Below are 12,459 nucleotides of genomic sequence, written 5' to 3' on the forward strand. Positions count from 1 at the left end.
ATGAATGAACCTGTGAAAGACCGGCGCATTACCTGGACCAAAGACAATGCGCATCTACTTGCCGGGTACCGGGACGAGCCGCGCGTCGATATGGGCGCCATGATGAGGGCCGTAAGGCGCCAAATTCCCTTGGCGTTGGCATGTGCGTTTGTCGGCATCACAATCGCTGTCCTAATGATCCTTGGATCTGTTCCGCGTTACACAGCCGTCGAAACTATTTTGCTGGATGAAGAGCGCGGCGAATTGCTCAACGAGGTTTCTCCGCTACCCAATGCCGTCCGTTCGGACACCGCTGTGCAGAGCGAAATCGAGATCATCAAATCCCGCGCGCTGGCCTATCAGGTTGTCGATCTGCTGAAACTTGATCAGGACGCCGATTTCCTATCTCCGCCTCTTGGGCTGAGCGAGAAAGTCAGCCGCGTAGTCTCGTCTGTGACGCGTCCGTTGGCGCGTTTGTTGACACCGCAACCTGCTGCAAAATCGGGGACCGAAGGGGCCAGCGAAGCGAACACCACCACCGACAATACCCTTGTTCCCGAATTTAACTTCGAGGCGACAGACCGCGACCGCGCCGTTCGGATATTGCGCGACCGGCTGTCTGTCTCACGGACCGGCCGGAGCCTTGTGATCGAAATTGGCTTCTCGGACTTTGATCCAGCCCGTGCGGCCTCGATTGCGCGTGGCTACGGCTTAGCCTACGAAGGCTTTCAGCTGGTGACGACAAACGAAGTTGCTGCCAAGGCCGAAGCCTGGCTGCGTGAACGCCTTGAGGTATTGGAACGGAAGGCCATTGATGCTGCCTCGGCCCTGCAAGCCTTCCGCACCGAAAACGATCTGGTGCAGGTGCGCGGTGATCTTCTGACGGAACAGCAACAATCGGAACTGGCCAGCGAACTTGTCAACGCATCTGCCGCCGCAGCCGAAGCGGAAGCATATCTGGAAAGCCTGATATCCTTGTCGGAACGCGCAACGGATGAGGCCGATTTCATCGCGGTTCCATTTGTCGAAGGCCTTGTTGACGGTGCAAGTGACACGGTGCGTCGGGATTTTCTGGATGCCAGCCAAAGCTATCGCCAAATCGTTGACCAATTCGGAGAAGACCACCCTCAAGCGCAGCAACTGAGCAACCGCATTCAAGTTCTCGCCGAAACCCTGAAGGTCGAGCTGGATCAAGCGACGCAAACTGCGCGCGTGGCGCACAATATGGCGTTGGGTCGCGAGCAGTCCCTGCGGTCGGATCTTGCTGCGTTGACGGGCACTTCCGATGTGAACGTGGCCCTTCGCGGCAGGTTGCAGCAACTAGAAGCTATCTCGGAAACCTATGCACAGGTCTATCGCGACTATCTGGCCCGGCTGGAAGTCACGATGCAGCAGCAGAATTTCCCAATTGCATCGATCAAGATCATCTCGCCTGCGGAATTGCCCAAAGATCCATCCAGCCCCCGGAAAAAGGCGATGTTGTTCACCGGCGCCTTGCTGGGCGGACTGTTGGGGGCATTGGCGGGCGCCGCCCGCGAGTTGGCTCCAAAACCGGCGCGTACCGTATCCGAACTGCGGCAAGGAGTTGGGGTGAATTGCGTTGGAATGCTGCCGGACCCCAACACGTTGGGAGACACGGCGGCAGCTAACGCACATGTCCGCACCGTTGAGAGGTTGGCGCAGGTTTGCGAGGCCCACAGCCAGTCCAACACGGGCTTGTTGATCGGAGTGGCTCCACTGACGTTTGGTCTGGAAAAACCACAGGACTTGCCGTTGGATCTGGCCAATCGACTGTCTCGTGAAGGCACCCGCAAAGTTTTGGTCGTTTACGAAGGCGTATCACAAGGCCTGTTGCCTGCGGTCACTCCAAATGGGGTGGAAACCGCCAGCATGCAAAGCGTCATGGACCATATGCGCGAACACGCGACGGGCGGTTCTGCTGACATCGCACAGGACATTCTGGCAAGTGATCTGCGCACGCGGTTCAACTATGTTTTGGTCGCGTTGAACCCGTTAAGCCATACAGAGCAATCTGATCCCCACGCCTGGGTCTATGACATGACCGTCCTGCGCATCCCATGGGGCAAAGTCCTGCCAAGCTTTGTCTCGGACGCGCTGCTTGATCATCCCAAATTCAGCGATGCTTTGGCGACAACGGTTTTAGAAGACGCTGACCTGTCAAAGGCACGGCGATATATGAGCCCCGGCAGTTATGAGGAGGTCAAAATCAATGCTTAAAGACATCCTATCTCAAGCCCTGTCTGGCATCAGACGCCGCGTTTCTGTTTCCCTCGCCGTTGTTGTCCTGTTGTCAGGCAACGCAGCCGCCCAATCATCTTCAGGTACCGGCGCGATAAGCGCTGAAACTCTTGGACCGCAACAAACGCTTGATATCCGTATCGGCAAGTGGGACCCGGTCGACGAAGTATTCTTGCCTTGGGACGCAGTGGCCGGAACCTACTTGATCAATGCATCAGGCGAGGTCGCGGTGCCACTTGTTGGCAGCGTGCAAGCCGCGGGGATGACACCTGATGAACTGGGCGCTGACCTGGCCGGGCGCATTCAGAACCGTATGGGGCTGCGCAGCGACTTACAGGTTATTGTAACAATTACCGAATATGCACCGATTTACATACTTGGCGACGTCAAATCCCCGGGCGCGTATTCGCATGTCCCGGGTATGTCGGTGCTTCAGGCTCTTAGCCTTTCGGGCGGTATAGACGATGCCTCGTCAGCATTGGTTCGGGGCGAGCGCAACGCGCTGAGCGCCCTTGGCAATTACCGGGTGATGGAGTTGGAACTTATGCGCCGCCTGGCGAGGCTCGCGCGATTGGAAGCCGAGGAAACCGGAGCCGAGTTTGTAGCGCCGCCTGAACTGGTGTCGTCCCCTTTGGGTACCGAACTGATCGAGCAAGAACGCAAGATTATGGCGTCCGAACAATCGGCCTTCGCATCCAATCTTGCGCAGATCGAAGAACTGGAAGCCTTGCTTCTGGAACGGATCGCACGGCTGCAACAACAGATTGAGGTGCGGCAAAGACAGTTGAATCTACTAAGTGAGGAACTTGAAAACGCCTCAAGCCTTGTGGAACGCGGTCTTTCTACGGTTACGCGGGAAAGCAATCTGCAGCGCGCAGTTACAGATCAGCAAGTGCGGTTGCTCGAAGTTGAAACAGCCCAGCTGAGTGCTGAGCAACGGCTCAGCGAAACGCACCGCGACCGGTTGGATATGACCAACCAGCGTGATCGTGAACGGGTTCAAGGTATTCAGGAGCAGCGCGCGGCCACCGCCGAACTGCGTGTAAAAATGGAAACCGAAGCCGCGCTTTTTGCCGAAGCCGAGCGTACAGGCAACGGTCTGGTCGAGCTTTCAATGCTGGCATCGTTGACGATGCAAGTTACCCGGAGCAAACCCGAAGGGCCCGTTACGTTTTTGGTCGAGCGCAACGATCAAGTTCAGGGCGGAGATGTTCTGGAGGTTATCCTCTCCTCTCCGACGGCCAATGATGCAATCCAGGTACGTCGCCTGACAACTGAAGGATCTGAGGATCCCCAATCGAACTAGCCCCCTGGGCCCAAATCAGTCGACCCAAAGTTTGGCCTGGCGCCGTCATAAGATGGCAGTCCTACGAAACGGGGCGGTCTAGTATCTCAACCAACCTGTCAATCTGGCGCTCGGAGTTCATTTCGGGGCGTCGGGAGTGTTCAAGGGCAAGTTTGGACAGTTTGGAATAGATCTGTTCGTCATGCCACAGGCTGCGCACTGCCGCTGCCCAATCTCCGACCGGTGCGTCCGGTTCCAACAAAATACCGCCGGGACCAACAGCTTCAGGCAACCCGCCAATTTTCGATGCCACAACCGGTATGCCACTGACCTGTGCTTCGGCCGCTATGCGACCAAACGCTTCTTCCCACTGACTGGGCGCAAGAACGATACGGGCTTTTTCATAAACAGCACGCATGTCATTGGTCGAAGGGAGCAATGTGACATTCGAAAGCCTCGACAGGTTGTCCTGAAGATCAGCCTCCTGCTCGGCGCTCAGGCCCCAACCACGGACAAAGACAAAGGGGATTTCAGGACAAGCCTCAGCCGCCTTCAAAGCGATATCGACACCTTTGTTCGGATGGGGGTTTATGAAGGTCACGTTCTCACCAGTTGAGCTGACGCGGTACTTCTCGGCTTCGATCATTGGATGGATGACATCGGCGGAAATACCTTGCGTCTCAGCAAAGCGCTCAGCCGTGAAATGTGAGTTCGCGATGAAGCCAGTGTTGGGCACTTGTGCCAGCGACCCTCCCAGATCTTCGGTTTCGACGTTGCGCAGATAGATAAACGTGCGCGTTGCATTTCGGTCAATTGACTGCGCAAGTGGCACCGGAAGTCGCGATTGGAAAATCGCAACATCAGCTTTGAAATCGGCCACAACACGGTGCGCCACATCCTGTGCGAACCACGCCCGAAACACAGGGTATCCAAGACTGTCATCGCTGACGTAACCGCGCCGCGCCAGTTTCAACAACAGTCTGCTGCGCAGACCTAACCACCCCTCTCCTGTCAGGCCACTCAATACGCCCACTGTGTGGCCACGCGCGCTTAGGCGCTGTACCAACTCATGCGTACTGGCCTGAGCGCCGCCATACATTTGCGGCAAGTAGGGATGAGCACTTCCAAACAGTATTCGCATGTTGAGATCACCTTAGATCCGAAAATTTGGTATACGACCCGGATGAGATTTGGTTTCGAAAAAGAGTGCTTTTCTGTACCAACCTCCCGGCAATCACCGTCCCGCGCACACTGAAACTAACGAGAGCCGTGCCTATGACTCTGCTCTCAAGTTCCAACGGGGGGAGTTGATCTCCGAGTGATCGTATCGCCATTGGCAGGCAGCACCGTTTCGTGTTTAGCGTGAATCTTGAGGACCGCGAGTCAGTCTTTGAATTGCGCAACCAAGATTGTTGGGAAGGTGTTCTTTTGCTGCCTTCGATTCGGGCATTTGTGACATCATTCGTCAAAAGTTAAGCGATGAACATGGTTGGTTGTGCGGAAAACCGGCGAAAGTCCAAGCAACCATAGGCGGTGCTTTGCTTGAATCGCTACCGGCGTTTGCAATCGCAGCATTTGTCATATCCATCTAATCCCAGTGTGTCAGAATACAGTAACGAGTGGCGTAAATTGTACACGGATCACTTTCGCCGACACCGGTTGGTGTTTCGCGGCGATCGTCTTTGCAACTTTAGGTGGCAGCGGTGCTGATACCCAGCGCCGGTTCCTAAGACATAGGGATGAAGTGGGATGAAACCGATCGAGACAGAAGTGGCGTCCGCCGAAGGCATTATGTCGCCCGTGTCGCGACCGCGTCATATCGTGTGGACTCATCATGCCCCACAGGAAGAACCCGCGGGCGGATGGACAAAAAGAACGCTCGACGTCGCAATCGCTGTAACCATGCTTGTGATGTTGTCACCGCTTATGGTCGGACTTGCGCTATTGGTTTGCATAACGTCCCCGGGACCGGTTTTGTATCGACACCGTCGCGTCGGGTATCGAAGCCAGCCCTTTTCCTGTCTCAAGTTCAGAACTATGGCTGTGGATGGTGATGACCTTCTTCAAAGGCACCTTCAACGCGATCCAATTGCTCGCTCTGAGTGGGACAAAAGCCAGAAGTTGCGCGATGACCCGCGCGTCACGCCAGTTGGGCACGTGCTGCGAAAACTTAGCCTTGATGAATTGCCACAGCTTTACAACGTTCTGCGTGGAGATATGAGCCTTGTCGGTCCCCGCCCAGTTTTAAGCGAAGAGCTGCGCCGCTATGGGCCGTCCCGTCGTTATTATCTGCGCGCACGCCCGGGCATTACTGGCCTGTGGCAGGTAAACGGCCGGAACACCACATCCTACAAGCGCAGGGTGGCTTATGATCGCGCCTATGTGGCCAAGGTCAGCACCGTTACTGACATCGCAATCCTCGCTCAGACTCTACCAGCCGCGATGCGTTCTGATGAGACATCGTAGCAGCAAACGAATGCCCTGCCCGGATCGGTGAATGTGCCCCTCTCAGTCACAGACGGGCTTTGTTGGTGAGCGATAGGAATTATGGCAAACATCGCAACGGCGGAACTGCAATCAGCGCGAACTGAAACCGGCTCTCTGGTGTCTGTCGTAATGTCAAATTTCAATGGGTCCGCCTATCTGGAAGCCGCGATAACATCGGTTCTGAACCAGTCTCATTCAGAGTTGGAATTGATTGTGGTTGATGACGCATCAGAAGACCGCAGCTTGGAGATCATTGAGGACATAGCCGCATCAGACACCAGGCTCAGGCCAATCGCCCTGGACACAAATCACGGCCCTGCCGGAGCCCGAAACGCCGGATTGGACGCCGCCCGCGGGCAATGGATCGCGATTGTCGACGCCGATGATCTGATCCACCCGCAGCGGATCGAGCGCATGCTGATTGCAGCCCAAAGTATGGGGGCGGATGCGGTAGCCGATGATTTGCTGTGCTTCGGGTCTGCACGTACGGCAGGCCAAACCTTGCTAGAGACCAGCCACATCGAACAGCCGCAACCGATTACGGCAACCGATCTTGTCTGCAGCGACTCGGCCATTGCTGGATTCACTTCATTTGGTTATCTGAAACCACTGATCCGTCGGGAAAAATTGCGTTCGCTTCGATATGACGAAGCTCTTCGTTTGGGCGAAGATTTTGATTTGTACTTCCGACTGTTGATCGCGGGTACAAATTTCGTCCTGCTTCCAGATCCGACGTATCTTTACCGTCGCCATTCGGGGTCCGTGTCCCATCGCCTATCTGTTTCTTCCTTGCAGCGTCTGCTGCGTGCTCACGCCAAAATCGCAAAATTGGCTGACACCATGTCACCTAAAGACGATGAGCTTGTTACCCTGCTCGACCAGCGTCGAGTGCGGCTGGAAAAAGCAATGACGTATCAAAGCCTTGTGAGCGATACCAAATCCGCGAAGGTGTGGGGCATTATGCGACGACTTGGGCGTCGCCCGGCACTGTTGCTTGATCTTGCAAACAGCCTTGTCGACCGTTGGCGCCTGTCAGGATTTATCGGCCACACGCAAACGACCGAAGGCCTCAAAACTATAGTGCTGGCCTCGCCAAATCGGATTGATCAGATCGACGCGCCTCCGGGCGCTATACGTGTCCCCGTCAATCCATCGGACTGGGTGTTACGCCGTACATTGGCCTGCGATCTCGCTAAACTGGCCAGTACCGGACCCGTCGATGTTATCGCAGACGGCCCAGCTGGACTGGATGGCCTAGGCTATCTGCCAAGCTGGCGCTCCACGCGGCTTGCGCTTAACAAAAAAGATGTCAGCACGGCCAAAGTCCCTCGCCATGTGGTTTTGGACGTTATTTAGACCGGCCCGCACATCGACTATTTGACAGACAGCAACAGTCTTGACCCGCTCTCAGGTGCGGCCTCCCCTGCCGTTTCGCTGAGCTTCAGTTTATCGCGCGCAATCTGCAGCGTCACCGGCCACCCGCGATCTCGCGCGCTGGTCAGATACCGTATAGCGGCCCATGTCCCGTGCTCACGTTTCAGATCAAGAAACACCCGGTGATCCCGCTTTCGCCGCACCTCTCGCAGATGCTGCTGCATGGCTTGCTTCAGACCTGAATTCTGCGGCCTGATGTCGAGATGCGATTGGAGCGCGGTATGCAGTTTCGCCAATTCAGTCGCACCGTGTCGTGCGCTGAGAGAATTGGAACGCACCACCGCCGCGTATCCTGGCCTACGTGTCAATTGCATCTGTGCCCCGGCCAGTAGCATCCGCACGTAAAGATCGTAGTCCTCGCCAAGACGCAAAGATGGGTCATACCGCAATTTGTTCTGTTTCAAAAAATCTAGGGACAGAACGGGTTTCAAAAAACCCAACTCACCGCGTGACATTCCGTGATTCCGAAGATTGCCCCGTACAAACTTTGCTGCGCCAAGCGGTGTGAATTCCGGGTCGATAACTGACCAATCCCGTCCTGCCGCCTCCGACAAGTTTTCGGGTGTCACAAATGCGATATTGTCCGCGACCATATCGCAGTTCTCGGCAGACAATAGGTGCGCAAGCCGCCGAGGCAGAAATACATCGTCAGAATCCAGCACTGCAACATAGTCTGATGTTGCAACATCCAAGGCTCGGTTGCGCGCTGCGGCGGGTCCGTGGTTGGCGCCTTGTCGGATCAAGTGAACGCGCGGGTCGTGTTTAGCTTCGTTCGTAACGACGTCGCATGTGGCGTCCCGAGACGCATCATCAACAACAATCACCTCAACCGTTTCCGGCTGGATCAAGGCCGAACGGATCGCACGGGGCACAGTATCCTGAGCATTAAATGCCGCTATGATGACGGTGACGCTTGCAGACATCAGACTTGGTTAAGCTTACGTGACTTGTATGGGCTATCCCCAAAAGGGGTAAAGCACACAGTGTCTTCGTCCAAGGGAAACCAGGCCAGTGATACTACGTCAGCGTGCAATCGCCTGCGATACTATGGGACTGATCCGTTTTACTTCGGGATTGCCATTGGAAACCGTAACCGGCTTTACGCATCCGACTTTGGTGATACCTGCGCGGACGGCACGGACGGTGCGCGATCATCCGCCTCTTGGGTTTTGCGCTTTCTGTCAGCTGCCAACAGCGCAACAACAAGGACATAGACCAGTTGCAGCAAAACCGTGACGGCGATCACAAACAGAACCAGTTGCGACGAGCTGAATCCAGCCACATAGCCAATCACTGCTGATACGACGACGGACAGAAAAAGTCCCGCAACAAAAATCGGTAACTGCATCGTTTCCCCTATTGGCGGAGGCTCAATTTAGCGCCCCGTTCCTCCACCATTTGATGCAGAGTACAGCAAAAACACTCCGGGCCACCACTCAATTCTAAGCCCAGTTGTTGCGAACTAATGAACAATATGACGTCATATGCGAAACAGTTGCGTCAAAAGCGCCCCAGTGAAGCTGCCTAAGCCTTTTCGCCAGTCTCGCCATAGACCGCGATGTCCTGGATCCCGATCAATGACGCGATTGTTCCGCAATGCAATGCACCACGCAATAGGCTTGCATTGCGCCGCGCGGCGATTGGCGCCGTGATCAGTGCAAAAAGAAAACAATATATCACTTTGGCAAACGCGAGCGGCAGGGTCCTGAGACGTACGCCTCCTCCACCATGTTGACGCAGCAGGCTTCCATGTGTTTGCCCCATGCGGAACCGCCGCCTTAACAACCATGACATGGTTGCGCGGGACGGCGTTACCGGCTCTTCAAGCTGAGCTTGCGGGGCAAACGCAATTCTGGCGCCATCCGCCACGGCATCTTTATAGAATGCCGTATCTTCGCCCCCAGACACGCCGCGATCCAAATCGAACCGCCGACCCGCCAGAGCGTCACTGCCAAGATCCATAATGACGTTGCAGCTGTGACCCGCAATCGGCCGGCCATCTGCCCCAAGCTCTGGCGTTGTGTCGTGAATGCGCAGCGCGCGCATCCATCGCGGCGCCTCTGGTCCGTACCCTGCGCGGACCGGCCCGACCACAACATCTGCGTCCGCGTCTGCGAGCCGCACAGCAAGGCCGCTGAGCCAGTTCGGTGGGGCCAACTCATCGTCATCTATGAAAGCAAAAGTACGCAGACCGCAGTGTTCCGCTTCTTCCAGAGCAGCATTGCGCGCAATCGCGATGTTTCCCGCAGGAGCAAATCGGTAGATCACATGGTGACGTGAAGCTGCAGCAAACTCATCGACGATGCTGCGCGCGCTGGGTGACGCATCATTGTCCACAACAATGATCGAAAGGCGCGTACCGTTTGGAAGGTTCTGATACTCCAGCGTTTGCAACGTATCCATAAGGCTGGTGCGCTGATACGTGCAAACGCCGACAGCTATATGATCCAAAGGGATCGCAGGTTTCTGAGTGTGGGATATTGGAACATCTCCGAATTGATCATCTGATGGGCGCAGCAACAGCTGCCTCCAGAAACCAACTGACCAACCCAAATGCATAACGATCGCAATCGGACCCGCACTCAGAACCGAAACCTGGCGCCTTTCAGCAGCAAGTGCCCCACCCGCGATCAAGCATGCAGAAATCCAGATCGCTGCAGGCAACGCAAATATAGGGGTGAGAGGGGCCAGAACAACCAACCCCAGCGCTGGCGTGATACCCATCATCGCAAGCTGCCGCAGTCGCGGCATCTGGCGGTGCTTTAGCATCGTCCGCGCCCTGCCCCCGCCAAAATTGAAGTATTGACGGAACACTGCGGCGATGGTGATGCGAGGAAAATACTCGAGCTGGGTGTGTGACGTCAGCCAAATCCGGTGTCCCGACTGCGTCAGGCGCATATCCAGCTCGGCATCTTCATTGTGCGAAAACCGCGGATCATACCCGCCGACCGACCTGAAAGCGTCAAGCCGCATCAGCGCGTGATGCCCATGATCGACGAACCGCCCGGATCCTCTGGTTCGATGCGCCGACCCTCCGTTTCCGAGGCGCGCGTTTTGCGTCACTGCGATGGCGCGCTGCATTCGGGTCGCGCCAATGGCGTGCATTGGCACGACAACGCTGGCTGCCTCGGTCCGGTGTGCCTCAGCCAACAACGTGTCAATATAGTCGACCGGGTAGTTGGAATGCGCGTCCAGACGCGCCAGCCAGTCCATACCTTCACCGTACCGGGCACAGGCAGCGTTCACTCCAGCACTCTGATATCGGGCGGGGTTGTTCAACAGCCGGATGTCGTAGTTCGGCAAGGCTGCGATTTTGTCCCTGACGATGTCTTGCGTTCCGTCCGTTGAACCGCCGTCGACGATGACCAGTCGCGCGCCCGCCACATGTTCGATTCTGCATTGAAGAAAGACAGTCAGCCCATCGACAACATCCGCGATGTGCTCAGCTTCGTTCAAAGTCGGAATGACAATCAGAACTGCATCTTGCGGTGTATCAATGGGGTCAGGCGCTTTGAATGGCTGCTTATCCGTGATTGCATCAACAAGATCGCGCGCATCCTGCAAGGTAGCCTGCCAAACGTCTGCCGGTACAGCGTGTTGCATCTGGCGCAAGTGGTCCATGATCTCGGGTGACACTTGCTCCATTGCCGAGATGACTGATGCGTCATCTGCCGTCTCCAGTATCAGCCCAATACCAAGTTCACCCATACGGTGCGCGGTTTCTGTTCCGGCGAGCGCGATGGGCGGCACTCGGTTTCGTCCGCTTTCATAAAGGCGGTTTGGTAACAGCCAATCCGAATTACCACCGGAATCGTAACGATCAATCAGCCACGCGAGATCCACATCCCGGTAAATAGCGGCAAGATCATCCGGGTAGGAATACGGACCTTCGAACATCAAATTCGGGTTGGCCTCGACGACTTCATGGAAATCTGGCAATTCATCAAGCGCCGGACGGCCACGCAACACAACCTGGTAGCGACCTGGATTGGCCCTTGTAAGGGCGTCCAGACATCGCAATGAAAAGCGGCACCTTAGAATTCCAAACCAGCCAATACGAAGCGCAACCTGAGCCGAATTCGCCGATCGACCCTCAGGTTCAGATGCGCCGTTGCTCTGCTCAACCACCTTGTTTTCCACCAAGAGAATCGATGCTGTGCTGTGCTGAATGGGAACGAAATACTCTCGCTGAAAGGCCGGAGAGGAGACGACAATGTGATCGACCTTTCGGCACAGTCGACGTTCAATCCAGCGCATTATCTGCGCCTTGAGTGACTGGCCGACCATCAGGTGATGAATATCGAGGACCTCGTAAACTAATGAAATCGGTCGATCTGACCGCAAAACCCGAAGCAACGGCACCGCAAGCGCCAGCATTTCAAGGTTTCTGCACAGGACTGCATCCACGGGCGGCACGTTTTTGACAATCGCGCGCAGCCGAAAGCGAAGTTTCAGAACCGAAAAGGCGCGTTGCAACATCTTGCCATTATGGGTCAGGCCCAACACCAAAGCCTCTTCGGGTAACAGGCCAGATCGACGCCGGAACCCTGCAACGGTGACGTCGACACCACCTGTTCTAAGCATATCGACCCGACGCCAGATGGCAGTATCATCCAGATCATGCGCCAGATACAAAACGTGCCTTTTTTTCCCAGAGCCGTTGCCTTGCTCTAAGGTTACTTCAGTTCCGCTTGCATTGTCCGTAGGCATCGATCGAACATCTCATCGCAAATACGCTTACGCTTTTGTGCCGCAGCCGGGTTGAGGTTGCGAGGCTTGTCAAAGACGCGATGCCGAACCGGCAAAACCGAGCCTGCCCGTGCATTGGAATGAGCGAAATTTCGTCCATAAGGTGATTCCGCCGGCACGCTACAAATCAAATACGTTTTAGTCCTATGTGCCTAATCGTTGGTTCAAGCCTGCTACCCATAGAATGTTTTCCGCCATCGTGGGCACCCGTTTGGCGGGAAGTTGCTGAAAAAGATGCTGCGCGTGCAAAGGGCGGGCACAGCCCC

The 12,459-nt window shown here is 55.8% G+C and carries 8 protein-coding genes; 4 read left to right on the top strand and 4 right to left on the bottom strand.

Annotation, left to right across the window (positions count from 1 at the left end; all coding sequences use genetic code 11):
- Entirely contained in the window at window positions 1–2,217 is a 2,217-nt protein-coding gene (locus tag D9K61_RS24460; RefSeq protein ID WP_120635827.1) for a GumC family protein, read from the top strand.
- Window positions 2,210–3,544: a polysaccharide biosynthesis/export family protein gene (locus D9K61_RS24465; RefSeq protein ID WP_162947014.1), complete on the top strand. Its 1,335-nt coding sequence runs from the start codon at window positions 2,210–2,212 to the stop codon at window positions 3,542–3,544. Before D9K61_RS24460 ends, D9K61_RS24465 begins: the two co-directional genes overlap by 8 nt.
- A 61-nt stretch (window positions 3,545–3,605) precedes the next feature.
- Here the strand turns inward: D9K61_RS24465 and D9K61_RS24470 are convergent, their stop codons facing one another.
- The gene (locus D9K61_RS24470) at window positions 3,606–4,664 is read right to left on the bottom strand and encodes a glycosyltransferase (protein WP_120635829.1); all 1,059 of its coding nucleotides are present in this window, start codon (window positions 4,662–4,664) and stop codon (window positions 3,606–3,608) included.
- A 608-nt stretch (window positions 4,665–5,272) separates the two neighbouring features.
- Here D9K61_RS24470 and D9K61_RS24475 point away from each other — a divergent pair.
- Both D9K61_RS24475 and D9K61_RS24480 read left to right on the top strand, forming a co-directional pair.
- On the top strand, window positions 5,273–5,989 hold the full coding sequence (locus tag D9K61_RS24475) for a sugar transferase (protein ID WP_254055865.1): 717 nt from the start codon (window positions 5,273–5,275) through the stop codon (window positions 5,987–5,989).
- An 81-nt stretch (window positions 5,990–6,070) separates the two neighbouring features.
- Window positions 6,071–7,366 (top strand): glycosyltransferase, encoded by a 1,296-nt coding sequence (locus tag D9K61_RS24480; protein ID WP_120635830.1) that lies wholly within the window; start codon window positions 6,071–6,073, stop codon window positions 7,364–7,366.
- 17 nt (window positions 7,367–7,383) lie between these two features.
- On the opposite strand, the gene D9K61_RS24485 is transcribed toward D9K61_RS24480, so the two are convergent.
- The 3 genes from D9K61_RS24485 to D9K61_RS24495 all read right to left on the bottom strand — a co-directional run bounded on the left by D9K61_RS24485 (window position 7,384) and on the right by D9K61_RS24495 (window position 12,154).
- Window positions 7,384–8,367 (bottom strand): glycosyltransferase family 2 protein, encoded by a 984-nt coding sequence (locus tag D9K61_RS24485; protein WP_120635831.1) that lies wholly within the window; start codon window positions 8,365–8,367, stop codon window positions 7,384–7,386.
- 176 nt (window positions 8,368–8,543) lie between these two features.
- Complete coding sequence (locus D9K61_RS24490) at window positions 8,544–8,792, bottom strand: hypothetical protein (RefSeq protein ID WP_120635832.1); 249 nt, start codon at window positions 8,790–8,792, stop codon at window positions 8,544–8,546.
- 176 nt (window positions 8,793–8,968) lie between these two features.
- Entirely contained in the window at window positions 8,969–12,154 is a 3,186-nt protein-coding gene (locus D9K61_RS24495; protein ID WP_120635833.1) for a glycosyltransferase, read from the bottom strand.
- Window positions 12,155–12,459: the final 305 nt, after the last annotated feature.

Source organism: Ruegeria sp. EL01 (genome assembly GCF_900313035.1).
Classification (GTDB): domain Bacteria; phylum Pseudomonadota; class Alphaproteobacteria; order Rhodobacterales; family Rhodobacteraceae; genus Ruegeria.